A 25,132-nucleotide genomic window follows, 5' to 3' on the forward strand; every position below is an offset into this window, starting at 1 on the left:
GCCTGCACCGCGCAATGCGAATGCGGTGCAGGCGAATTTATATAAAATATCACCACTTACCCATATTAAGCCCAATCAGCCAACGCAATAAACTGCACAACTTAATATCTAGACACCCCATTGACACTTAAATACCTTGAGGACTCACCCACAACCGAACAGATACAACAGCATGAATCAACATAATTATTGCCAAACCATTCCAACTTCCGATCCGCTTGCCTCTTATAATTCTGCAATAAACGAGCGCCCCAGTAACAAAGCGAGCAGCAGCGGTCGAAAAAAACGTAGCGTCGGGGAGCACACCAAGTACTGGCGCCCCGGAAGAACTTTGAGAATCCTTGTTTTCGAATATAACGAACACTCATTTGAAGCCATAAAAAATGGCGCAAACAAATGGCAACCCTACGTCAATCTAAATTTCGAATTCATTGAAATGGACGAACAGGATATTTTCAAATCCGATGAACTCCTAGGGGATATCCGAGTCGCCTTCTACCCACGTCTCGGCGGAGGTGGAAGTTCTGCAATAGGCACCGACTCACTCACAGGAGATCCCCAAGCACCATCAATGTCTTTTTTTCAAACCGACTTTTCTTCTCCCGATTTCGAGAGCATGGTAATTCATGAATTTGGACACGCGCTAGGCCTGCACCATGAACATCAACATCCGGATGCCAAAATACCTTGGGACCGAAAAAAAGCATATTTCCATTTTGCAGCAGCCGCCAACCTTTCCAGAGAACAAGTTGACGCCAACGTCTTTCCACTTGAGCGCACGCCCAATCGAACTTACACTCCCTACGACCGGTATTCAGTAATGCATTATCAAGTTCATAACGAACTCACTGTTGGCGACTGGCATCAACCTTTAAACAGACACATCAGCGAAGGGGACATCGCCGCCATCCGCGCGATTTATCCATAATACTGATAGCAACTGCTTAATACAGTTACCTTACTGCCCCCGGCTTAGCCCCGCTTAAATCCAGTTCACTCAATACCTCGCACAGCATGTCATCACCCGATGGGTGACATGCTGTGGCTATACAGTTACAGGCGCTGCGCCCGCAGCGCTTTTCAGGCAACCGCTTGGACTGACCATTGCGCCAACGTCTCGCACGAAACGGCGGATGACCACAATAAAAAGACAAACCCGACCACAGCCGACGCGAACCCGTCCGGTCATGGCATAATCCATCACCTTTCGTTTCCAGCACTCCAAAGGGGGCAATTCCTTGACCGCTTCAAGCAAAATGTTGCACCTTTTCGGCATCAAAGCCTGCGACACCATGAAAAAGGCGCGTACCTGGCTCGATGAAAACGCTGTCCCTTTTGACTTTCATGATTACAAAACGGCCGGAATCGACCGTGAACACCTGACCCAGTGGTGCAACGAGCACGGCTGGCAAGTGGTGCTCAACCGTGCAGGCACGACCTTTCGCAAACTCGACGACGAACGTAAAGCCGATCTCGACCAGGCGAAAGCTATCGAATTGATGCTCGCACAACCTTCGATGATCAAGCGCCCGGTGCTCGATCTCGGTGACCGAACCCTGATTGGCTTCAAGCCAGACATTTACGCGGCAGCGCTCAAGTAAGCCAGCCCGTTCAATTTTGTTAGAGGTATAAACATGTCCACTACCCTGTTCAGCCTGGCCTTTGGTGTCGGCACTCAAAACCGTCAAGGTGCATGGCTGGAAGTGTTTTACGCAGCTCCGGTTCTCAAGCCATCGGCTGAGCTGGTCGCCGCTATCGCGCCGATTCTGGGCTACACCGAAGGCAATCAGGCTATTGCGTTCAGCACCACTCAAGCCGCGCAACTGGCTGAAGCCCTGAAAGGTGTCGACGCTGCACAAGCGGCGCTGCTGACCCGCCTGGCCGAAAGCCACAAGCCGTTGGTCGCCACCCTGCTGGCCGAAGACGCACAACTGAGTTCAACGCCTGAGGCCTACCTCAAACTGCACCTGCTGTCCCATCGTCTGGTAAAGCCACACGGCCTGAACCTGGCCGGGATCTTCCCGTTGCTGCCGAACGTGGCCTGGACCAGCCAGGGCGCAATCGACCTGAGCGAACTGGCCGAACATCAACTCGAAGCCCGTCTGCGTGGCGAGTTGCTGGAAGTGTTCTCGGTCGACAAGTTCCCGAAAATGACCGATTACGTCGTGCCGGCTGGCGTGCGAATCGCTGACGCGGCACGTATTCGTCTGGGCGCCTACGTCGGCGAAGGCACCACCGTGATGCACGAAGGCTTCGTCAACTTCAACGCCGGCACCGAAGGCCCGGGCATGATCGAAGGTCGCGTCTCTGCGGGCGTGTTCGTCGGCAAGGGTTCGGACCTGGGCGGCGGCTGCTCGACCATGGGCACCCTGTCGGGCGGCGGCAACATCGTGATCAAGGTCGGCGAAGGCTGCCTGATCGGCGCCAACGCCGGTATCGGCATTCCATTGGGCGACCGCAACACTGTCGAGTCGGGCCTGTACGTGACCGCTGGCACCAAAGTGGCACTGCTGGACGAGAACAACAAACTGGTCAAAGTACTCAAGGCCCGCGAACTGGCTGGCCAGCCTGACCTGTTGTTCCGCCGCAATTCGGAGACCGGTGCCGTGGAATGCAAAACCCACAAATCGGCCATCGAACTGAACGAAGCGCTGCACGCTCACAACTAAGCAAAGCGTCAAACGATCTCTGTAGGAGCAGGGGGGCGCCTAGCCCTTGCTCGCGATGGGGCCCTTGAAGCCGCCAAAAGCATCGCGAGCAAGAGCTAGGCGCCCCGCTGCTCCTACAGGGCCAGGCGTACACCCGCCCATGTTTATCAGGGCCCGATGGCATGATGATTCCTTCTCCCTGGCGCGCCGATTTTCCGGCCATCGCCGCTCTGCAACGGCAAGACCAGACCTATCTGGACAACGCCGCCACCACCCAGAAACCCCAAGCCCTGATCGATGCGCTGGCGCACTACTACGCCAACGGCGCGGCCAACGTCCATCGTGCGCAACACCTGCCCGGCGCCCACGCCACGCAGGCGTTCGAAGGCAGCCGCAGCAAAGTCGCGCACTGGCTCAATGCTGGCAACCGCGGGCAAATCATCTTTACCCACGGCGCAACCTCTGCGCTGAACCTCCTGGCCTACGGCCTGGAACACCTTTTCAATCCGGGCGATGAAGTTGTCATCAGCGCCCTGGAACACCACGCCAACCTGTTGCCGTGGCAGCAATTGGCGCACCGTCGCGAGCTAAAACTGGTGGTGTTGCCGCTGGACGCAGACGGTCAGATCGATCTAGACACCGCCGCCCAGTTGATCGGCCCGCGCACGCGGTTGCTGGCGGTCAGTCAGTTGTCCAACGTGCTTGGCGCATGGCAACCGTTAGCGCCGTTGCTGGCGCTGGCCAAGGCGCAGAACGCCTTGACCGTGATCGATGGCGCCCAAGGCGTGGTCCATGGCCGCCATGACGTGCAGACACTGGGTTGCGACTTTTATGTTTTTTCCAGCCACAAACTCTATGGCCCGGACGGTCTCGGCGTGTTGTATGGCCGCAACGAAGCCCTGCAACGGTTGCGTCCGTGGCAATTCGGCGGCGAGATGGTGCTCGATGCCAACTACCACGATGCACGTTTCCGCCCGGCCCCGCTGGGTTTTGAAGCCGGCACACCGCCGATTGCCAGCGTGATAGGCCTGGGGGCGACCCTCGACTATCTGGCCGGTCTGGACCAGGACGCCGTGTGCGCCCACGAAGCTGCACTGCATGATTACCTGTTGAAGGGTTTACAGGCGCGCAATGGCATTCGCCTGCTGGGCAAACCGCAACTGGCGCTGGCCAGCTTTGTCGTCGAAGGCGTGCATAACGCCGATCTGGCGCATCTGCTCACCGAACAGGGCATCGCCGTACGCGCCGGACACCACTGCGCGATGCCGCTGCTGAAAAGCTTCGAACTGGCGGGCGCGATTCGGGTTTCGTTGGCGCTGTACAACGACTCGGAAGACCTTGAGCGCTTTTTCGAAGCCCTTGATCAAGCGCTGGAGTTGTTGCGATGAGCCTGCCGGCTGATGCCATTACGGCACTGGAAACCTTTCAGGCCGCTGCCGGCTGGGAACAACGCGCTCGTTTGCTGATGCAATGGGGCGAACGGCTTCCGGCGTTGAGCGATGCAGACAAGACCGACGCCAACCGCGTACACGGCTGCGAAAGTCAGGTGTGGCTGGTGGGCGCGCTGCAGGACGGCCATTGGCAGTTTGCCGCCAGCAGCGATGCACGGTTGATTCGCGGGTTGGTGGCGCTGCTGCTGGCGCGGGTCAACGGCTTGACCGCCGCCGAGTTGCGACAAGTGGATTTGCCGGACTGGTTTAATCAATTGGGGTTATCGCGACAACTGTCGTCGTCGCGCAGCAATGGCCTCAATGCCGTGTTACAGCGAATGAATGAGTTGGCCGCCTGACACCAGTGGCGAGGGAGCTTGCTCCCGTCGGCCGGTCCGCGTTCGGGCGCAGCAGTCGTAAATCGATGAATACGGTGTGTCTGACAACCTGCGGCGCTCGATTTTTGGGTCGCTTCGCGACCCAGCGGGAGCAAGCTCCCTCGCCACAACGGCAGGATTATTGCGCTGGTTTGATCTTGTCTGCCGGGCGCCGCACACCCGCCACAATCTTATCCACAGCCTTGGTCGCAGCGACCATGCCGAAGGTTGCGGTCACCATCATCACCGCACCGAAACCACCGGCGCAGTCGAGTTTCACCCCATCGCCGACAAAGCTCTTCTGCAAGCAAATGCTGCCATCGGGTTTCGGATAGCGCAGTTGCTCGGTGGAGAATACGCACGGCACGCTGTAGTGACGGGTCACGGTGCGTGAGAAACCATAATCGCGACGCAACGTGGAGCGCACTTTCGAGGCCAGCGGGTCATTGAAGGTCCGGTTCAGGTCACACACCTGGATCAGCGTCGGATCGATCTGCCCGCCCGCACCGCCCGTGGTGATGATCTGGATCTTGCGACGTTTGCACCAGGCGATCAGCGCAGCCTTGGCGTTGACGCTGTCGATGCAGTCGATCACGCAGTCGATGTCTGGCGTGATGTACTCGGCCATGGTCTCGCGGGTGACGAAATCCGCCACCGCGTGCACCGTGCATTCCGGGTTGATCCCGCGCAGGCGCTCGGCCATCACCTCGACCTTGGGTTTGCCGACGGTGCTGTCCAGCGCATGCAACTGGCGATTGACGTTGCTGACGCACACGTCATCGAGGTCGAACAGCGAAATTTCGCCGACACCGCAACGGGCCATGGCTTCCGCCGCCCAGGAACCGACGCCACCGACGCCAACAATCGCCACATGGGCTGCGCGCAAACGCGCAAGGCCTTCGATGCCATACAAGCGGGCAATGCCAGCAAACCGCGGATCTTCTGTACTCATGACCACTACCCTAAAAACCGGCGCGCATTATAGGGCCGATGCGTGCCAAGAACATCTTTGCGCTATAAACGGCAGCAGGTCCTGCTTTAATTGAGTCCACATATGTACATTTTTTGTCACACAAAAGAACTTAAGCGAAGATAGCTTGCCCAATGTCCGGCTTTTTTCTGTCTGCTGTACGCTCAGTTGAAGGCCAGTGTAGGATGCGCGCCGATTGGCGCGTGCCAACCGTCCCCTCGTTCCACACCTTTTGGAACCCGATATAGCTATGTCATCGCGTAAATTTGGACTCAATCTGGTGGTAGTGCTGGCGATTGCCGCGCTGTTCACCGGTTTCTGGGCGCTGATCAACCGCCCCGTCACGACCCCCAACTGGCCTGAGCAGATCTCCGGTTTTTCTTACTCGCCGTTCCAGCAAGGCCAGTTCCCACAGAAAAACCAGTTCCCGTCCGACGATGAAATGCGTCGCGACCTGGAGATCATGAGCAAGCTGACCGACAACATCCGGACCTACTCCGTCGACGGTACGCTTGCGGACATCCCGAAACTGGCGGAAGAATTCGGCCTGCGCGTGACGCTGGGGATCTGGATCAGCCCCGATCTTGAGCGTAACGAGCGCGAGATTCAGCGCGCTATCGAGCTGGCCAACAGCTCGCGCAGCGTCGTGCGCGTGGTGGTCGGTAACGAAGCGATCTTCCGTAAGGAAATCACCGCCGAGCAATTGAGCGTGATCCTCGATCGCGTGCGCGCAGCGGTAAAAGTCCCGGTGACCACGTCCGAACAGTGGCACGTCTGGGAAGAAAACCCGATGCTGGCCAAGCACGTCGACCTGATCGCGGCTCACATCCTGCCGTATTGGGAATTCATTCCGGTGGACCAGGCCGGCCAGTTCGTTCTGGACCGTGCCCGCGACCTGAAAAAACTGTTCCCGAAAAAACCGCTGCTGCTGTCCGAAGTGGGCTGGCCGAGCAATGGCCGCATGCGCGGTGGTGCTGATGCAACCCCGGCTGACCAGGCAATTTACCTGCGTACGCTGGTGAACAAGCTCAACCGCCAGGGCTTCAACTACTTCGTGATCGAAGCGTTTGACCAGCCCTGGAAAGCCAGCGACGAAGGTTCGGTAGGCGCCTATTGGGGCGTGTTCAACGCCGCGCGCCAGCAGAAATTCAACTTCGAAGGCCCGGTCGTGGCGATCCCGCAATGGCGGGTACTGGCGGTCGGCTCCGTGGTCCTGGCGTTGTTGTCCCTGACCCTGTTGATGATCGACGGCTCGGCCCTGCGCCAGCGCGGTCGGACCTTCCTGACCTTCACTGCTTTCCTCGGCGGTTCGGCACTGGTGTGGATCGGTTACGACTACAGCCAGCAATACAGCACCTGGTTCAGCCTGACGGTGGGCTTCCTGCTCGCCCTCGGTGCACTCGGGGTATTTATTGTATTGCTGACCGAAGCCCACGAACTGGCCGAGACCGTCTGGACCCACAAACGTCGGCGTGAATTCCTGCCGGTGGTGGGCGACTCGGACTACCGCCCGAAAGTCTCGATCCACGTGCCGTGCTACAACGAGCCGCCGGAGATGGTCAAACAGACCCTCAACGCCTTGGCCAACCTCGACTATCCGGACTTCGAAGTCCTGATCATCGACAACAACACCAAGGACCCGGCCGTCTGGGAACCGGTGCAGGCCTATTGCGAAACCCTCGGCCCGCGCTTCAAGTTCTTCCACGTCGCGCCATTGGCCGGTTTCAAGGGCGGTGCACTGAACTACCTGATCCCGCACACCGCCAAGGATGCCGAAGTCATCGCGGTGATCGACTCGGACTACTGCGTCGACCCGAACTGGCTCAAGCACATGGTGCCGCACTTCGCCGATCCGAAAATCGCCGTGGTGCAGTCGCCACAGGATTATCGCGACCAGAACGAAAGCACCTTCAAGAAGCTCTGCTACGCGGAATACAAAGGCTTCTTCCACATTGGCATGGTCACCCGTAACGACCGTGACGCGATCATCCAGCACGGCACCATGACCATGACCCGTCGCTCGGTGCTCGAAGAGCTCGGCTGGGCTGACTGGTGCATCTGCGAAGACGCCGAGTTGGGTCTGCGGGTGTTCGAAAAAGGCCTGTCGGCGGCGTACTACCACAACAGTTACGGCAAGGGCCTGATGCCCGATACTTTTATCGACTTCAAGAAACAGCGTTTCCGCTGGGCCTACGGAGCGATTCAGATCATCAAGCGGCACACTGCCAGCCTGTTGCGCGGCAAGGACACCCAACTGACCCGTGGCCAGCGTTACCACTTCCTCGCGGGCTGGTTGCCGTGGGTGGCGGATGGCATGAACATCTTCTTCACCGTCGGCGCCCTGCTCTGGTCGGCGGCGATGATTATCGTGCCGCAACGGGTCGATCCACCGCTGCTGATCTTCGCAATCCCGCCCCTGGCGCTGTTCGTGTTCAAGGTGGGCAAGATCATTTTCCTCTACCGCCGTGCGGTCGGGGTCAACCTGAAGGATGCATTCTGCGCGGCATTGGCCGGCCTGGCGTTGTCGCACACCATCGCCAAAGCGGTGCTATACGGTTTCTTCACCAGCAGCATTCCGTTTTTCCGCACCCCGAAAAATGCCGATAACCACGGCTTCTGGGTAGCGATTTCGGAAGCGCGCGAAGAGCTGTTCATCATGCTGCTGTTGTGGGGCGCGGCACTGGGGATTTACCTGGTGCAGGGCATCCCGAGCAACGACATGCGCTTCTGGGTGACCATGTTGCTGGTGCAGTCGCTGCCGTATCTGGCCGCGCTGATCATGGCCTTCCTGTCTTCGCTGCCAAAACCAACGCCTGCAACCGAGCCGGCACCTGCCGCTTAAATCTGCGCAAACCACTAAACGGCGGCCTCTGGCCGCCGTTTTGCTTTAAGATATCTGCCATTTCGCGCGCCCTGCCCCAGATGGCCTGCCCTATACCTGTGGGAGCGAGCCGGCTCCGGGCGGCGCTCCGACGATGAGTCCGTCACATTCAACCTCTATGTTGATTGTGATGACGCCATCGCGAGCATGCTCGCTCCCACATTGACAGCTTTCGGAGTTATTACATGACGGCCCACGCCGACCTTTCGCCGACCCTCCAACTCGCTATCGACCTGATCCGTCGTCCGTCCGTGACGCCGGTCGACGCCGATTGCCAGAAGCAGATGATGCAGCGCCTGGGCGATGCCGGTTTTGCGCTTGAACCCATGCGCATCGAGGATGTGGATAACTTCTGGGCTACCCATGGCAAACACGAAGGTCCGGTGCTGTGCTTCGCCGGCCACACCGACGTGGTGCCGACCGGCCCGGTGCAGGCCTGGCAGATCGATCCGTTCGACGCGGTGATCGACGAACACGGCATGCTCTGCGGCCGTGGCGCGGCGGACATGAAAGGCAGCCTGGCCTCCATGACCGTGGCGGCCGAACGTTTTGTCGCCGACTACCCGGACCACAAGGGCAAGGTCGCCTTTCTGATCACCAGTGACGAAGAAGGCCCGGCGCATCACGGCACCAAGGCGGTGGTCGAACGCCTTGCGGCGCGCAAAGAGCGTCTGGACTGGTGCATCGTCGGCGAACCGTCGAGCACCACCCTGGTCGGTGACGTGGTCAAGAACGGCCGTCGCGGCTCCCTTGGCGCCAAGCTCACCGTGCGCGGTGTGCAAGGTCACGTGGCCTACCCGCACCTGGCGAAGAACCCGATCCATCTCACCGCCCCGGCCCTGGCCGAACTGGCCGCCGAGCACTGGGATCACGGCAACGATTTCTTCCCGCCGACCAGTTTCCAGATTTCCAACGTCAACTCCGGCACCGGCGCGACCAACGTCATTCCCGGTGATCTGGTGGCGGTGTTCAACTTCCGCTTCTCCACCGAATCGACCGTCGAAGGCCTGCAACAGCGGGTGGCCGACATCCTCGACAAACATGGCCTGGACTGGCACATCGACTGGGCGCTGTCCGGCCTGCCGTTCCTCACCGAGCCGGGCGCCCTGCTCGATGCGGTGTCGGCAAGCATCAAGACCATCACCGGTCGCGAAACCAAGGCGTCCACCAGCGGCGGTACTTCGGACGGGCGCTTCATCGCCACCTTGGGCACTCAGGTGGTCGAGCTTGGCCCGGTCAACGCGACGATCCATCAGGTCAACGAGCGCGTGCTGGCCAGCGACCTCGATCTGCTGACCGAAATCTACTACCAGACCCTGATCAAGTTGCTCGCCTGATGCTCGCCTGTCCTATCTGCAGCGCGCCGCTGAACGCGGTCGACAACGGCGTCGCGTGCCCGGCCGGGCATCGCTTCGACCGCGCCCGCCAGGGTTACCTGAACCTGCTGCCGGTGCAGCACAAGAACAGCCGTGACCCAGGCGACAACCTGGCCATGGTCGAAGCCCGTCGCGACTTCCTGAATGCCGGGCATTACGCCCCGGTGGCCAAGCGTCTCGCCGAGTTGGCCGCCGAACGCGCACCGCAGCGCTGGCTGGACATCGGTTGTGGCGAGGGTTACTACACCGCGCAAATCGCCGACGCCCTGCCGAATGCCGACGGCTACGCGCTGGATATCTCCCGCGAAGCGGTCAAACGCGCCTGCAAACGTAACCCGCAGCTGACCTGGTTGATCGCCAGCATGGCCCGGGTGCCATTGGCCGATGCCAGCTGCCAGTTCCTCGCCAGTGTGTTCAGCCCGCTCGACTGGCAGGAAGCCAAACGCCTGCTCAGCCCGGGTGGCGGCTTGATGAAAGTCGGGCCGACCAGCGGCCATCTGATGGAACTGCGTGAGCGTCTGTATGACGAAGTGCGCGAATACACCGATGACAAGCACCTGGCGCTGGTGCCGGAAGGCATGACGCTGCAACACAGCGAAATCCTCGAATTCAAGCTGAACCTGGTCAGCGGCCAGGACCGCGCCAACCTGCTGGCCATGACGCCTCACGGCTGGCGCGCAAGTGCCGAACGCCGGGCGGCCGTCATCGAACAGGCCGAGCCGTTCGAGGTCAGCGTATCGATGCGCTACGATTACTTCGTTCTGCAGTAATTATTTCAGAGCAACCCTTAAACTTTTGGTCTTGAGCAGTGGCTTGAGGCCGGCTAAATCCGCGAATGGATTTTTCGAAACCCGCAGTGAGGAACATCCATGCGCCAACCCGATATCGAGATTTACCTGAAAGACGCCGACGTCGACTACAAGGCCATCGCCACCTGGCTCGGCGCGGCGCTGGGCCCTTGCACCGACTGGGTTCAGAAAGGTCAGACCTACAAGTGCAAGGCCGGCAACGTGCCCGTGACCTGGCTGCCAAAAGCCGTGGGCAAGTGGAACAGCCTGTACCTGGAAAGCGACCAGACGCCGTGGGACGACGACATCGCCTGCGCCCGCGCAGCCTTTGCTGCACTGAACGTCGAAGTGCGCTGCGCGCCGGGAACCTGGGTCGAGGAAGAAGGTGAAGAGTCGGCGGATCGCTGGATTCGCATCAGCGTCGACGGTGAAGAAGAGATCACCTGGAAAACCGCTTAACCCTGCTAGACAGCCGTGTGGCGAGGGGGCTTGCCCCCGTTCGACTGCGCAGCAGTCGTAAACCAGCGAACGCGTACTTCCTGAAACACTGCGTTTGCTGAATTTGGGGCCGCTTCGCGACCCAACGCGGGCAAGCCGCTCGCCACAGGGAATGATGGTGATTTCGCAGTCCGTGGGTTACAGGCCGACTACGTCTTCGGCCTGCAAACCTTTCTGCCCATCGACCACTGCGTATTCAACCTGCTGGCCTTCGGCCAACGAGCGGTGGCCTTCGCCACGGATCGCGCGGTAGTGCACGAACACGTCTGCCCCGCCCTCACGCTGAATGAAGCCGTAGCCCTTGGCGTCGTTGAACCACTTCACGTTGCCGGTCTCGCGCGTTGCCATCAATCAATTCCCCCATTTTTTATTATTGGTCGGCCTGTTCATGAACACGCCTTGAAAACGTTTGCCAGCGCTCGGTTGACTGTAAGAAACAGCGTCGATAGTGGCAAACGACTGGCCGAGTATATGACAGCCGCAAAAACTCTCAACTCAAGATTACTTCGGCGCTTTTTTGCCGATTTTCGACGAATACGGCACACTACCGGCCCCGAGCGCTTGCTCGGTTTTTTAAACTAAAGCAGAAGCCGTATGACCCGCTCCCCGTTCCGCCGTCTGGTGTTTGGCGCCTTGCACCGACTGTTGTACCTCTGGGTTCGCTCGGAGACGATCAATCAGTCGTCCTTCACCCTCAACCTCGACCGCAGTCGTCCGGTGTTCTACGTCCTGCAAAATCCTTCGCTGACCGACCTCGCCGTGGTCGATACCGAATGCCGCAAGGCCGGGCTGCCACGCCCGGTGTTGCCGACATCGGTGGGCAACCTGCTGGAGCCTGCCGCATTTTTCTACCTGACGCCTGAGCCCGACTGGCTCGGTCGCCAGGACAAGCGCGGCGCACCGCCCACCCTGACCCGGTTGGTCAGCGCCCTGAGCCAGAATGGCGCCGAAGACGCGCAGATCATCCCGGTCAGCGTGTTCTGGGGTCAGTCGCCGGACAGCGAATCGAGCCCGTGGAAGTTGCTCTTCGCTGACAGTTGGGCGGTGACCGGGCGTCTGCGCCGGCTGCTGAGCATCATGATCCTGGGGCGCAAGACCCGCGTGCAATTCTCCGCGCCGATCCACCTGCGCGAGCTGATCGAGCACAACAAGGGCCATGAACGCACCGTACGCATGGCCCAACGCATTTTGCGGGTGCATTTTCGCAACCTCAAAGCCGCGGTCATCGGCCCGGACATTTCCCACCGTCGCAACCTGGTCAAAGGCCTGCTGAATCAGCCACTGGTCAAACAGGCGATCCTCGACGAAGCCGAGCGCGAAAACATTTCGCCCGAGAAAGCCAAGGCGCAGGCCCTGCGTTACGGTAACGAAATTGCCTCGGACTACACCTACACCGCGATCCGTTTTCTGGAAGTGGTGCTGAGCTGGTTCTGGAACAAGATCTACGACGGGATCAAGGTCAACCACATCGAAGGCGTGCAGAACGTCGCCCAAGGTCACGAAGTGATCTACGTGCCGTGCCACCGAAGCCACATCGATTACCTGCTGCTCTCCTACCTGCTGTTTCGCAACGGCCTGACCCCACCGCACGTCGCCGCCGGGATCAACCTCAACATGCCGGTGATCGGCAGCCTGCTGCGGCGCGGCGGGGCGTTCTTCATGCGCCGCACCTTCAAGGGCAATCCGCTCTACACCTCGGTGTTCAACGAATACCTGCACACCCTGTTCACCAAAGGCTTCCCGGTGGAGTACTTCGTCGAGGGCGGCCGTTCGCGCACCGGGCGCATGCTGCAACCGAAAACCGGGATGCTGGCGATCACCCTGCGCAGCTTCCTGCGCTCGTCGCGCATGCCGATCGTCTTCATCCCGGTGTACATCGGTTACGAGCGGGTGCTGGAAGGCCGGACTTACCTCGGCGAACTGCGTGGCGCGAGCAAGAAGAAAGAGTCGATCTTCGACATCTTCAAAGTCATCGGCGCGCTCAAGCAGCGCTTCGGCCAGGTGGCGGTGAACTTCGGCGAGCCGATCAAACTGGCGGAGTTTCTCGACAGCGAGCAACCGGATTGGCGCACCCAGGAGCTTGGCCCACAGTTCAAGCCGGCCTGGCTCAACGCAACCACCAACCGCCTCGGCGAGCGCGTGGCGCGGCATTTGAACGAAGCGGCCGCCATCAACCCGGTGAACCTGGTGGCGCTGGCCCTGCTCTCCACCAGCCGTCTGGCGCTGGATGACCGCGCCATGGCGCGGGTGCTCGATTTGTATCTGGCCTTGCTGCGCAAAGTGCCTTACTCGCCGCACACCACGCTGCCGGAAGGTGACGGCCGGGCGTTGATCGAACACGTCAAGGACATGGACCTGCTCTCTGAGCAAAGCGATGCGCTGGGCAAGATTCTTTACCTGGACGAGCAAAATGCCGTCCTGATGACCTACTACCGCAACAACGTGCTGCACATTTTCGCCCTGCCGGCGTTGCTCGCAAGCTTCTTCCAGAGTGCGTCGCGCATGAGCCGCGAACAAATCCTGCGCTACACCCGCGCGCTGTATCCGTACCTGCAATCGGAGTTGTTCATCCGCTGGTCGATGGACGAACTGGATGCGGTGATCGATCAATGGCTCGAAGCCTTTGTCGAACAAGGCCTGCTGCGCTTCGAGAACAACGTGTACCTGCGCCCGGCGCCAAGCTCCCGGCATTTCGTGCTGCTGACCTTGCTGTCCAGGAGCATCGCGCAGACCTTGCAGCGCTTCTACATGACCGTTTCCCTGCTGCTCAACAGCGGCCAGAACACCCTCAGCGCCGAAGAACTGGAAGACCTGTGCACAGTCATGGCCCAGCGCCTGTCGATCCTGCATGGCCTGAACGCGCCGGAGTTCTTCGACAAGAGCCTGTTCCGCCACTTCATCCAGACCCTGCTGAACCTCGACGTGCTCAAGCGCGACGAAGCCGGCAAGCTGAGCCACCACGAACTGCTCGGCGAACTGGCCGAGGGTGCGGCCAAACGCGTGTTGCCGGCGGAAATTCGCTTGTCGATCCGTCAGGTGGCGCTGCACCGCAGTGAAGATGCGGCGGATCAACCCGCGCCGGCGCCGCAAGCCGACTAACAACTACCTTTATCAAACAAGGAAACTGCCATGCTCCGTCCTTCCCTACGTCTGGTCGGCCTCTGTGCCGGCCTGCTGATCTGCGCCAATGCGCTGGCCCTGTCGCTGGGCAGCCTGTCCCAGGGAGAAGCCTCGGGCGGCCTCAAGGACGCCCTGGCTCAGGGGGCCGTAGCGGCCGTCACCACGCTCGGCAAACCGGGCGGTTTCAGCAACAACCCTGAAGTGAAGATCGAACTGCCGGGCAAACTGGGCAAGGTCGCCAGCAAGATGAAACAGTTCGGCATGGGCGCTCAGGTCGATCAACTGGAAAACAGCATGAACAAGGCGGCGGAGGCGGCCATGCCGCAGGCCCAGGCCCTGCTGGTGGATGCGGTGAAAAAGATGACCGTGACCGATGCCAAGGGCATCCTCACCGGCGGCAAGGATTCGGCCACCCAGTACCTGGACAAGACCAGCCGCGAACAAATCCGCGCCAAGTTCCTGCCGATCGTCAAACAGGCCACCGACCAGGTGGGCCTGGCCAAGCAGTACAACTCGTTCGCAGGGCAAGCGGCAACCCTCGGCGTGCTCGATGCCAAGAGTGCCAACATTGAAGGCTACGTGACGGAAAAAGCCCTGGACGGCCTGTTCAAGATGATCGCCCAGAAGGAAGAAGGCATCCGCGCCAACCCGGCGGAAGCCGCGACCAGCCTGGCGAAGAAAGTCTTCGGCTTGCTGTAAACCTGCCCCCGTCAGTTAAATGCAATCCATGTGGGAGCGAGCCGGCTCCGGGCGGCGTTCCGACGATGGCGATGGGTCAGTCAATATTGATGCTGGATGTGCCGCCGTCTTCGCGAGCAGGCTCGCTCCCACATCAGGTTGGTGGTGTTTAATTGCACGGCAACGGCATTTGTCACAAGCCACAGCGCCTTGCGTTACGGCCTACACCTACGCCAGAATCCGCCGGCTTGTGCGCTTGAGCACTGGGCTCTATCGTCTCCGGGTCGCTGAAAATCAGCGATCGGGTTTGGTAGCCCGGTGGTACTAGGCGCAAAGCGTCACTTCTGCGGAGCCATATTTTGGCCTCTGCTAAATGGTGGCCGTGCGCAGGGCGCCTTCGGGTGCGCCGGGTTCCTAGTACACCGGTCTACCAACCTGCGTATGGCCGCCACCCTAATCGTTTGGTAGCGATGGTGTCGGCTCCTTACTTACGTACTAGGAGTTTCATCATGTTCAAACCAACACCCAATCCCCCCGAAGCCGACGCCGAAAGCGTCTCCCCCTACGCGTCCCTCGACTCGAAAGAACTCCACGCCGCCGCCCACCGGGCGCTCGATCATTACCTGCTGTTACCTGAAACCAAGAAGTTGCTGACCGACCGCCGGCCCAGCTGCATCTTCGTCATCGCCCCAGAGGTCGACAACGAAACCCTGCTGGCCCACGCCAGCGAAACCCTGGCCTCGGCCAATGTCATGGCCAGCGACCTGGCGTTTGAACTCGACGGCCCCAAACGCAACAGCGCACTGGCGATTCAGCAGATGGTGGCCCTGGCGGAGCTGGCGGTAAACCGCGCGCTGGATAACATTGATCAGCCAGAGACTTAACACCACCACCGCGGAGCTGCCGCAGGCTGCGATCTTCTGATGTTTGGATCGCAGCCTACGACCAGTCTGTTTTGATGTGTGATGACTCGCGCAAAAAGAACACCCATTCACGGCCCATCTTTTTCTTCTCGAACAGCTTCAACTCAACCAAACCGTTCAAGGTCGTGGCCGCCGTGTTGTAGGAGCAGTTCAGGTTTTCCTTCACATTGACCGCGGTAAACTCCTTAGCCATGCCGCTCTTGGCAATCTGAAACAGCGTGCGCTGCTTCTCGGTCAACTGCTTGAAAAGCCCGGACTCCTCCAGCCAACGATCAAAACCTTCGGCGTAAACCAGGCTTTTTTGATAAGCCGCCGTGAACCCGGTTACCGCCCGCAAAATCACCGAACACTGGTAGTCGATGAAATACGTCAGGTCCAGTCCGTCACTCTCGGTATGCACATAAGACCGACCGTACTTCACCGGTGCATTGCGCAGCAGAATGCTGATCGCGATGTAGCGAAATGCCGAGAAGTCATTCTTGAACATGAACCAGTAAAACAACGCCCGCGCCACCCGGCCATTGCCATCGCGGAACAATGGGATGGACTCCTCCTCACCTCGGCATCTTGAGTGCCAGACTGAAGGTGCGAACCACAGTCAAATGCGAGAAGGAGTCCACACATGAAGCTTATGCGCATTGGGGTCGACCTGGCCAAGAACGTATTTCAGATCCACGGCGTGGATTGCCATGACCAGCCAATCTGGCGGCAGCGTCTGCCTCGTGATCGCTGGCTTCAAACGGTGCTGGAGAAGATCGAGCCCGGCTGTGAGATTGGCATGGAAAGTTGCGGCGGTGCGCACCATTGGGCACGACAGCTCCAGGCATGCGGATTTCGCGTGAAGCTGATCGCGCCGCAGTTCGTCAAACCGTACGTCAAGAGCAACAAGAACGACGCCAACGATGCCGAGGCCATCTGTGAAGCGATGAGCCGCCCCAGCATGCGCTTCGTCGCCATCAAGACCGTCGAGCAACAGGATATCCAGGCGACGCATCGCATCCGGGCCGGCTTAATTGAACAGCGGACGGCCAAAGCCAATCAGATTCGTGGGCTGGTCGCCGAGTACGGCCTCATCGCCCCGAAAGAATTACTCATGCTACGTCGTGCGATACCGTGCTGGCTGGAAGATCCGGATAACGGTTTGACGGTACGCTTTCGCCGTTTGCTGGATGGCTTGTGGGGCGATCTTCGCGGGCTGGATGAGCGCGTGAACGAACTCGACAGCGAGATTACTGCCATTGCGACAAGCGAACCGGCCGCCCTCCGTCTACAACAGCTACGCGGCGTCGGCCCGATGATCGCCACCGCACTCGTCGTCGCCCTCGGTGATCCTCGACAGTTTGCCAACGGCCGACAGTTCGCCGCCTCACTGGGATTGACGCCGAGGCAACACAGCTCCGGCGGCAAGGATCGACTGCTTGGCATCAGCAAGCGCGGCGATGCGTATCTGCGAACACTGATAGTCCATGGTGCCCGCTCGGCGTTGCGTACGGCGAAACCCAAAGACGACCGACTCAGCCAGTGGGTCGTCCGTTTAGCCGAGCGCTCACATCCCAATGTGGCCGCTGTCGCGCTGGCCAATAAAACGGCACGCATGGCCTGGGCAATGCTGCGTCATGATTCTGATTACCAACCGGATCGGGCGGCAACCTGATCTATTCACCCGAGGTACCCTACGAGAGAACCATCCCTTAACCACGATTGCGACGCAACCCGAACGATGGCAAACCGGTCGAACCGGCGTTGGTAAAACCCTCAAGCATCCAGGTGCGAAAAGCACGGCGGAACGATTGGGAACCAACGCGCGAATAGCCCATCATGGCCCAGCATCGATCTGATGCCACAGTCAGAGGCCGAATATACGTGTGCAGTCGGCACGGGCGCCAGAGCGAAGGGGGGCTTGCAAAGAGGAGGAGTCCATATACGGATGCTCGTAACCCAGGGCAAAATGCAAGGCGATGGCTTTGATCATCGGGTGCACATAATCAACGCTCAGAGGATCGTCGTGGGGCTGGTTGATCCAGGTCGCCAATCCGTAGAGTCTAGCGCTGATGCCCGCGGCTGGCGGCGGTGTATGAACGGTATGGCCTTCACCATCCTGTACCACGACCTGATCATTGCTGCGAAAAAGTCCCGGCGAATACAGCGCGTCATCAATGCCTTCGACGCCAACGCGATGCAGTTGCCGGATCAGTTCGACACTCAATGGCTCGTGACGATTTTCCCAGGCGAAGATCATCATTTTGTAGTTGCCAATGACCATCCGCTCATCGGGGGTACGCGGCAGGCGATTGCGCTTGAGCATGTCCTTGGCCACCAACGTGGTGGTCGCGGCGCCCTCGAGCTGGCTGCTGCTGATCGCTTCGTCTTCAATCAGGTCATTGAGCAGGTAACTGAAATGCGCCGTCTCACCAAGATGATGAGTCATGTATTCCAACGCGGCGGTCGTTGCCTGACGATCAACCGTCGAGAGGGTTTTCTGCGCCAGCGGTGTCAGAACGAACTGGCCCCATTGGCTCGGCTCGCCCAGCGGCAACAAGCGCACGTATTGCGCCACGCGGGCCTTTTTCACCAAGGCCCAGCACAAGGTCGGATCAAGACCGGGCGGCCAGCGAAAACGCAGATCATCGAACGGCAAGTAACGCCCCTGATCATCCAGCGGCTTGAGCAGTGCCAGATAGTCGACCAGCTTTTCCTTGTGAGGCGATTGGCTGAGCGCTTCGAACAGGCTCGGGTCTATGACTGGAGGGCTTTTTATCATCGCTGTCTCAAAAACTCGCGAAACTGAGTTATGAGTACAACACAGAAGAAGCCTTGTCTCAATTATTCAAAAAATTGAGACAAGGCTGCTGGGTCAATACGGTTTTGGATCAGACCGATTCTTTCTTGACCCTGAACCACGCCGCATACAGCGCCGGCAGGAACAGCAAGGTCAGCGCCGTCGCGACGATCAAGCCGCCCATGATTGCCACCGCCATCGGTCCGAAGAACACGCTGCGTGACAACGGAATCATCGCCAGCACGGCGGCCAGTGCGGTCAGCACGATAGGCCGGAAGCGGCGCACCGTGGCTTCGATGATCGCTTGCCAGGGTTTGAGCCCGGCGCGGATGTCCTGTTCGATCTGGTCGACCAGGATCACCGAGTTACGCATGATCATCCCCGACAGCGCGATGGTCCCGAGCATGGCCACGAAACCGAACGGCTGACGGAACACCATCAGGAACAAGGTGACGCCGATCAATCCCAACGGCGCCGTCAGAAATACCATCGCGGTGCGTGAGAAGCTGCGCAGTTGCAGCATCAGCAAGGTCAGCACAACCACGATGAACAACGGCACGCCGGCATTCACCGAGCTCTGGCCACGGGTCGAGTCTTCCACCGTGCCGCCGACGTCCAGCAAATAGCCGTCAGGCAATTCGGCGCGAATCGGCTCGAGTGTCGGAAGGATCTGCTTAACCAGGGTCGCCGGCTGCTCCTTGTCGTAGATGTCGGCGCGAATCGTCACGTTCGGCAAGCGGTTGCGGTGCCAGATAATGCCTTCTTCGAAGCCATATTCCAGGGTCGCCACCTGCGACAGCGCGACACTTTTGCCGTTGTCGGTCGGCACCGCCAGGCTCGACAGCCGCGACAGTTCGGTGCGTTCGTGCAAGGTGCCGCGCAAGAGGATCTCGATCAACTCGTTGTCTTCACGGTACTGGCTGACGCTTACACCTGTCAGTGAGCTTTGCAAGAACTTCGACAGGTTTGCCGTGCTCACGCCCAAGGCCCGCGCGCGGTCCTGATCGACGTTCAGGTACACCACCTTGCTCGGTTCTTCCCAGTCCAGGTGCACGTTGACCACATGCGGGTTCTCACGCACCTTGGCCGCGACTTTACGTGCCAGCGCGCGGACCTCTTCAATGTGTTCACCGGTGACCCGGAACTGCACCGGATACCCCACTGGCGGACCGTTTTCCAGGCGCGTGACCCGCGAGCGCAAGGCCGGGAATTGTTCGTTCAGGGTTTCGATCAGCCAGGTGCGCAGGCTTTCGCGCTCCTCGATGGTTTTCGCCAGGACCACAAATTGCGCGAAGCTCGCTGCCGGCAATTGCTGGTCCAGTGGCAGGTAAAAACGCGGCGAACCGGTGCCGACATACGCGACATAGTTGTCGATGCCCGCGCGCTCCTTGAGCAACGCTTCCAGCCGCTTGACCTCCTCGGTGGTGTTGCTCAACGAGGCGCCTTCGGCCAGTTTCAGATCAACCATCAGTTCCAGTCGCCCGGAGGCCGGGAAAAACTGCTGCGGCACAAAACGGAACAGCAGCACCGAGGCCACGAACAGCAGGATGGTCAGTGCAATCACGGTTTTGCGTCGGCGCACGCACCACTCCACCAGACGCCGGACGCGTTGATAGAACGGCGTGCCATAGGGGTCCGGCTGACCGGCACCGTGTTTGGCGGCATGTATTTTCGCCAGGTCCGGCAGGAGCTTGTCACCGAGATAGGGCACAAACATCACGGCGGCGACCCACGAGGCCAGCAACGCGATGGTCACCACCTGGAAGATCGAGCGGGTGTATTCGCCAGTACCGGATTGCGCGGTGGCAATCGGCAGGAAGCCGGCCGCGGTGATCAATGTCCCGGTGAGCATCGGGAAGGCGGTGCTGGTCCAGGCATAACTGGCAGCCTTGAGCCGGTCGTAGCCCTGCTCCATTTTGATCGCCATCATTTCCACGGCGATGATCGCGTCGTCCACCAGCAATCCCAAGGCCAGCACCAGCGCGCCGAGAGAGATCTTGTGCAGGCCGATTCCGAGGTAATACATGCAGGCAAACGTCATTGCCAACACCAGCGGAATCGCCAAGGCGACCACCATGCCGGTGCGCACACCCAGCGAGAAGAAGCTCACCAGCAAGACAATCGCCAGCGCTTCCACCAGCACCCGAACGAACTCGCCGACGCTGCTTTTCACCGCGGCGGGCTGGTCGGAGACCTTGCGCAGTTGCATGCCGGCCGGCAGGTTGTTCTGGATACGCTCGAACTCCAGCTCCAGCGCCTTGCCGAGCACCAGAATGTCGCCGCCATCCTTCATCGCCACGGCCAGACCGATAGCGTCCTCACCCATGAAGCGCATGCGCGGCGCCGGTGGATCGTTGAAGCCACGGCGCACGTCCGCTACATCGCCGATACGGAAGGTCCGGTCGCCGACACGGATCGGAAAATTCCTGATCTCGTCGACTGTCTGGAAATTGCCCGTCACCCGCAGCTGCAAACGCTCACTGGAGGTTTCAAAGAACCCGGCGTTGGACATCGCGTTCTGTTCTTCCAGCGCTTGCTGCACCGCGGCCAACGGCAACCCCAGGGTGGCGAGTTTGACGTTGGACAGTTCGATCCAGATCTTCTCGTCCTGCAGCCCGAGCAAGTCGACCTTGCCCACATCCTTGACCCGTTGCAGCTGGATCTGGACACGGTCGGCGTAATCCTTGAGCACCGCGTAATCGAAGCCCTCACCGGTCAGCGCATAGATATTGCCGAAGGTGGTGCCGAATTCATCGTTGAAGAACGGTCCCTGGATCCCCGGCGGCAAGGTCTGGCGGATGTCGCTGATTTTCTTGCGCACCTGATACCAAAGCTCGGGTATCTGCGCCGAATGCATCGAATCCCGAGCCATGAAGGTCACCTGGGATTCACCGGGGCGAGAAAACGAGACAATCCGCTCGTACTCACCGGTTTCCATCAGCTTCTTTTCAATACGCTCGGTGACTTGCCGCGAGACTTCCTGGGCCGTCGCACCCGGCCAATTGGTCTTGATCACCATGGCTTTGAAGGTGAACGGCGGGTCTTCGCTCTGGCCCAGCTTGGTGTAGGACAACGTGCCGACGACCGCTAGCAAAATCATCAGGAACAGTACGATCTGGCGGTTATGCAGCGCCCATTCGGAAAGGTTGAAACGCATCGGGGATTACTCCTTGACCGCCAGATTGACCACGCGGTTGGAGCGATCCACCGGCCGCACTTGCTGGCCCTCGTGGAGCACATGAACGCCAGCGGCTACCACCCAGTCGCTGGGGCTGAGGCCGTCAAGCACCGGCACGGTTTTCTCACCGAAGGCGCCGACACGAACCGGAGCCTTTTTCAGGGTGTTGTTGGCACCGACGCCCCAGACGTACGTCGCGCCGTTTTCTGCGGTGAGCGCCGAGAGCGGCACCGACAGCGGCACCACGTCAGCCAGTTGAATGAATACCCGGGCGCTTTGGCCAAGCTCGGCCGGGACCTTGCCAGCAGTGAAGGTGATGCGCGCGGCAAAGGTCCGCGACTTTGGATCGGCAGCTGGCGACAGTTCACGAATACTGCCGGCGAACCGCTGACCTTGCTGGGTCCACAGTTCAACGGTGACTGGCTGGCCAACCTTGAAACGGCCGAAGCTTTGCTCCGGCAGGCTGATCAGCACTTCACGCTCGCCGTCGGTGGCCAGGGTGAAGACGGTTTGCCCGGCGGCCACCACTTGTCCGACTTCCACGGCGCGCTTGGCCACGACACCGTCACGCGGGGCGCGCAGCACGGCGTAGCTGGCCTGGTTGCTGGCCACGTCGAACTCGGCCTTGATCTGCTTGAGCCGTGCTTCGCCGGAGCGGTAGAGATTTTCAGCATTGTCGTACTGCGAGCGGCTGACCATCTGACGGTCCATCAGGGTCTTGTAGCGATCACGCTCGGCACGCACCAGGTTCAGGTTGGCCTCAGCGGCAGCAACCTGCGCGCGAGTCGCTTCCAGTTGCAGGCGCACGTCCTGGGGATCGAGTTCTGCCAGCGGCTGGTTGGCCTTGACCCGCTCACCTTCCTCGACCAGTCGTCGGCTGACTTTGCCGCCAATACGGAAGGCCAGGTCTGGCTCGTAACGGGCGCGAACTTCGCCGGGATAGCTGTCCATTGCCTGCGCCGAGGGCTCTGGTTGAACCACCATGGCCGGACGCACAGTGACTTGCGCCGGTTCTTCGTGACCGCAAGCAGACAACAAGAATGCCAGGCTGACTGGCAAGGCATAGCGCAACATGGTGAACGACCTTTCGCTAATGGAGCTTGGAATATTTATACTGACCGGTATGTTATTAATAGCAAACTCACCAGTCCAGTATTAAAGCGAAAAATGTCCAACAATCTTCCTACACCCAACGGCCCCGGCCGCCCGAAGGATCTCGCCAAGCGCGAGGCGATCCTCGAGGCGGCGAAGCGTCTTTTTCTGAGCAATGGTTACGCAAGCACCAGCATGGACGCGGTGGCGGCAGAAGCCGGTGTATCGAAGCTGACTGTTTACAGTCACTTCAACGACAAGGAGACGCTGTTCTCCTCTGCCGTGATGGCCAAATGCGAAGAGCAATTGCCCACGCTGTTCTTCGAGCTGCCCGACGGCATGCCGATCGAGAATGTGCTGTTGAACATCGCCCGAGGCTTTCATCTGCTGATCAACAGCGATGAATCAGTGAACCTGCATCGCCTGATCATCGCGCTGGGGAGTCAGGACCCGAAACTCTCGCAGATCTTCTTCGAAGCAGGTCCCCAGCGGATGTTGCAGGGCATGGAACGCTTGCTGACGAAGATCGACCAGATCGGCGCCTTGAGCATCGACAAGCCGCTGAATGCCGCCGAGCATTTCTTCTGCCTGCTCAAAGGCGCAGCGAATTTTCGCTTGCTCTACGGCTGCGGCGAACCCTTGACCGGGGACGCGGCCGAGGCTCACATACAGGAAGTGGTGGGGTTGTTTATGCGGGCGTATCGGCCAGAGCCGGTCTGATTGATATGTAGAGTCTGGGCGGGCGCTATCGCGAGCAGGCTCGCTCCCACAGGGTTTTCGGTTGGTCACAGGATTTGTGGTCAGCACCGATCCATTGTGGGAGCGAGCCTGCTCGCGATGGGGGCGACGCGGTCTTAAGGCTTGAGCGCTTTCTTGGGGTAGATGTCGTAGCGGCTGGATTTGCCGTCCAGCGCATGGCTCGGCTTCGGCCCTTCGATGCTCGGTGCCTTGCGCGGGCGTTTGACCACCACTCGGTGGCTGGCCAGGGCGAGTGCAGCTTGAAGCAGGGCCGGTGCGTCCGGGTCATCGCCTACCAACGGGCGAAACAGGCGCATTTCCTTCTTCACCAACGCGGTTTTCTCACGATGCGGGAACATCGGGTCGAGGTAGATCACCTGCGGCGGCTCGCCTTCCCAATTGCGCATCAACTCGATCGAGTTGCCTTTGAGCAACGTCATCCGCGCCACAATCGGCGCCACCTCAAAATCTTCTGCCGCGCGGGCTAAACCGTCTTCGAGCAACGCGCCAATCAATGGCTGACGCTCGATCAGGCTCATTTCGCAGCCAAGACTCGCCAATACGAAACCATCCTTACCCAGCCCGGCCGTGGCATCCAGCACATTCGGCCGCACGCCTTGAGCGACACCGACAGCCTTGGCGATCATCTGGCCGCTGCCGCCACCGTACAACCGGCGATGGGCCGCGCCGCCCTCGACGAAGTCCACCCGCACCGGTCCCGGCGCGTCCGGGCCCAGCTGTTGCAGCTGCAAACCGTGCTCACCCACTTGCAACGCAAACTCGGCATCGTCCAGCAGCAACGGCAAGTTCAATCGCTCGGCCCAGTGCTCGGCGCGTGCCTGAAACGCTTCGGCCAGGGCCTGGACTTTGATGCGGCTGGCCGCGGGTTGCTCACTCATCAGAAAACACACTCGAAAAATTAATGATCGGCAAAAACGGCCGATAACAAAACTATCGAGCATTTTGCCAGAGCTGAGCGTCGACCGAGAGAAATGTCAGACATTCAACGCACATCAGTAGGCTACATTTCGCGCCACGGCGATTATGGCCTGCGTAATTCCCAAGCACTGAGCGGTGTCAGTCACCTGTGGCAGGATTTTTTTGCCCAGGCGCTGGCCGATCAGTTGGGCGATGCTGTACCGGCTCCTGGCAGTTACACCGCCGTCGCCATCGACGGTCCGGTCGAACCGACCGTTGGCGCTGAACTGCTCGAACACATCGTCACGCAGCGCGCCTGCGACGTGAAGGACACCGAAGTCCGCCCACCTGAACCGCTGTTCCTGCCAATTGCCGAGTTCGAAATGGACCTGGCCGACAAACCGTTCCCGCCGTTCCCGCCACAAGAAATTCTCGCGCAACAGCAGCAACAAGACTTCGAAAGCGCTTGGGTGCGCCCGATTGTCCTGGCTGCCGGTCAGCCATTACCAGCGCCAGGCCCGGCACCGCAACCGCGTCCGTTGCACCTGCCGATTGCCGAGTTCGAACTCGATCTGCTGGATAAACCGGCAATCCCCTACCCGCACGCAGAGCTGCTCGAGCAACAGAAGCAATTCGACTTCGATAACGGCTGGGCCCGCCCGATCGTCCTGCAGAACCTGCGCATCGCCGCCTGAGCCCTGGCGACAAACCCACCACGGCCCGCCATCCAGATGAAAG

20 protein-coding genes and 2 pseudogenes are annotated in these 25,132 nt (G+C 59.9%); 15 read left to right on the top strand and 7 right to left on the bottom strand.

All coding sequences use genetic code 11. From position 1 onward, the window contains the following. Positions 1-172 precede the first annotated feature (172 nt). The 5 genes from HK44_RS09205 (at position 173) to HK44_RS09225 (ending at position 4,437) form a co-directional block, all read left to right on the top strand. On the top strand, positions 173-928 hold the full coding sequence (locus HK44_RS09205; protein WP_024264820.1) for a M12 family metallopeptidase: 756 nt from the start codon (positions 173-175) through the stop codon (positions 926-928). A gap of 328 nt (positions 929-1,256) precedes the next feature. After that, on the top strand, positions 1,257-1,601 hold the full coding sequence (locus HK44_RS09210; protein WP_162174765.1) for an ArsC family reductase: 345 nt from the start codon (positions 1,257-1,259) through the stop codon (positions 1,599-1,601). 33 nt (positions 1,602-1,634) lie between these two features. Further along, positions 1,635-2,669 (top strand): 2,3,4,5-tetrahydropyridine-2,6-dicarboxylate N-succinyltransferase, encoded by a 1,035-nt coding sequence (dapD, locus tag HK44_RS09215; RefSeq protein ID WP_019692079.1) that lies wholly within the window; start codon positions 1,635-1,637, stop codon positions 2,667-2,669. A gap of 161 nt (positions 2,670-2,830) precedes the next feature. Beyond that, positions 2,831-4,036: an aminotransferase class V-fold PLP-dependent enzyme gene (locus HK44_RS09220; protein ID WP_019692078.1), complete on the top strand. Its 1,206-nt coding sequence runs from the start codon at positions 2,831-2,833 to the stop codon at positions 4,034-4,036. Further along, complete coding sequence (locus tag HK44_RS09225) at positions 4,033-4,437, top strand: SufE family protein (protein WP_019692077.1); 405 nt, start codon at positions 4,033-4,035, stop codon at positions 4,435-4,437. The genes HK44_RS09220 and HK44_RS09225 overlap by 4 nt, the downstream gene beginning before the upstream one ends. Before the next feature lie 157 nt (positions 4,438-4,594). On the opposite strand, the gene tcdA is transcribed toward HK44_RS09225, so the two are convergent. Continuing rightward, complete coding sequence (gene tcdA / locus HK44_RS09230) at positions 4,595-5,407, bottom strand: tRNA cyclic N6-threonylcarbamoyladenosine(37) synthase TcdA (RefSeq protein ID WP_019692076.1); 813 nt, start codon at positions 5,405-5,407, stop codon at positions 4,595-4,597. Positions 5,408-5,675: 268 nt separating this feature from the next. Between tcdA and HK44_RS09235 the strand changes: the two genes are divergently transcribed. From HK44_RS09235 to HK44_RS09250, 4 genes are all read left to right on the top strand, one after another. Continuing rightward, a complete protein-coding gene (locus HK44_RS09235; protein WP_019692075.1) occupies positions 5,676-8,267 on the top strand; it encodes a glycosyltransferase in 2,592 nt (863 codons plus the stop codon). A 224-nt stretch (positions 8,268-8,491) separates the two neighbouring features. Beyond that, complete coding sequence (gene dapE, locus HK44_RS09240) at positions 8,492-9,643, top strand: succinyl-diaminopimelate desuccinylase (RefSeq protein WP_019692074.1); 1,152 nt, start codon at positions 8,492-8,494, stop codon at positions 9,641-9,643. Beyond that, positions 9,643-10,452 carry a putative RNA methyltransferase gene (locus HK44_RS09245; protein ID WP_019692073.1) on the top strand — a complete coding sequence of 270 codons (810 nt, stop codon included), beginning with the start codon at positions 9,643-9,645 and terminating at the stop codon, positions 10,450-10,452. Before dapE ends, HK44_RS09245 begins: the two co-directional genes overlap by 1 nt. A gap of 99 nt (positions 10,453-10,551) precedes the next feature. Beyond that, positions 10,552-10,929: a hypothetical protein gene (locus HK44_RS09250; RefSeq protein WP_019692072.1), complete on the top strand. Its 378-nt coding sequence runs from the start codon at positions 10,552-10,554 to the stop codon at positions 10,927-10,929. A 177-nt stretch (positions 10,930-11,106) separates the two neighbouring features. Here HK44_RS09250 and HK44_RS09255 read toward each other — a convergent pair whose 3' ends face one another. After that, positions 11,107-11,316 (bottom strand): cold-shock protein, encoded by a 210-nt coding sequence (locus HK44_RS09255; protein ID WP_019692071.1) that lies wholly within the window; start codon positions 11,314-11,316, stop codon positions 11,107-11,109. A 246-nt stretch (positions 11,317-11,562) separates the two neighbouring features. Between HK44_RS09255 and plsB the strand changes: the two genes are divergently transcribed. From plsB to HK44_RS09270, 3 genes are all read left to right on the top strand, one after another. Beyond that, on the top strand, positions 11,563-14,067 hold the full coding sequence (gene plsB / locus HK44_RS09260) for a glycerol-3-phosphate 1-O-acyltransferase PlsB (protein ID WP_019692070.1): 2,505 nt from the start codon (positions 11,563-11,565) through the stop codon (positions 14,065-14,067). A 30-nt stretch (positions 14,068-14,097) separates the two neighbouring features. Next, a complete protein-coding gene (locus tag HK44_RS09265) occupies positions 14,098-14,787 on the top strand; it encodes a DUF4197 domain-containing protein (protein WP_019692069.1) in 690 nt (229 codons plus the stop codon). Positions 14,788-15,275: 488 nt separating this feature from the next. Further along, a complete protein-coding gene (locus HK44_RS09270; RefSeq protein ID WP_019692068.1) occupies positions 15,276-15,650 on the top strand; it encodes a DUF6124 family protein in 375 nt (124 codons plus the stop codon). A gap of 55 nt (positions 15,651-15,705) precedes the next feature. Here HK44_RS09270 and HK44_RS09275 read toward each other — a convergent pair. Continuing rightward, positions 15,706-16,224: pseudogene (locus HK44_RS09275) on the bottom strand (Fic family protein); the annotation flags it as partial. Between the two features lie 87 nt (positions 16,225-16,311). On the opposite strand from HK44_RS09275, the gene HK44_RS09280 reads away from it, so the two are divergent. After that, on the top strand, positions 16,312-17,343 hold the full coding sequence (locus HK44_RS09280) for an IS110 family transposase (RefSeq protein ID WP_024264711.1): 1,032 nt from the start codon (positions 16,312-16,314) through the stop codon (positions 17,341-17,343). 255 nt (positions 17,344-17,598) lie between these two features. Here HK44_RS09280 and HK44_RS09285 read toward each other — a convergent pair. From HK44_RS09285 to HK44_RS09295, 3 genes and pseudogenes are all read right to left on the bottom strand, one after another. Then, positions 17,599-18,450: pseudogene (locus tag HK44_RS09285) on the bottom strand (Fic family protein); the annotation flags it as partial. A 109-nt stretch (positions 18,451-18,559) separates the two neighbouring features. Further along, a complete protein-coding gene (locus HK44_RS09290; RefSeq protein ID WP_019692065.1) occupies positions 18,560-21,625 on the bottom strand; it encodes an efflux RND transporter permease subunit in 3,066 nt (1,021 codons plus the stop codon). A gap of 6 nt (positions 21,626-21,631) precedes the next feature. Further along, complete coding sequence (locus HK44_RS09295) at positions 21,632-22,720, bottom strand: efflux RND transporter periplasmic adaptor subunit (RefSeq protein WP_019692064.1); 1,089 nt, start codon at positions 22,718-22,720, stop codon at positions 21,632-21,634. Between the two features lie 93 nt (positions 22,721-22,813). On the opposite strand from HK44_RS09295, the gene HK44_RS09300 reads away from it, so the two are divergent. Beyond that, positions 22,814-23,458: a TetR/AcrR family transcriptional regulator gene (locus HK44_RS09300; protein WP_019692063.1), complete on the top strand. Its 645-nt coding sequence runs from the start codon at positions 22,814-22,816 to the stop codon at positions 23,456-23,458. A gap of 134 nt (positions 23,459-23,592) precedes the next feature. Here HK44_RS09300 and HK44_RS09305 read toward each other — a convergent pair whose 3' ends face one another. Next, positions 23,593-24,375 (bottom strand): class I SAM-dependent methyltransferase, encoded by a 783-nt coding sequence (locus tag HK44_RS09305; RefSeq protein WP_019692062.1) that lies wholly within the window; start codon positions 24,373-24,375, stop codon positions 23,593-23,595. Between the two features lie 93 nt (positions 24,376-24,468). Between HK44_RS09305 and HK44_RS09310 the strand changes: the two genes are divergently transcribed. Next, positions 24,469-25,089, top strand: coding sequence for a hypothetical protein (locus HK44_RS09310; protein WP_019692061.1), 621 nt, complete (start codon positions 24,469-24,471; stop codon positions 25,087-25,089). The last annotated feature ends 43 nt before the right edge of the window (positions 25,090-25,132 follow it).

The organism is Pseudomonas fluorescens HK44 (genome assembly GCF_000217955.3).
Classification (GTDB): domain Bacteria; phylum Pseudomonadota; class Gammaproteobacteria; order Pseudomonadales; family Pseudomonadaceae; genus Aquipseudomonas; species Aquipseudomonas fluorescens_AQ.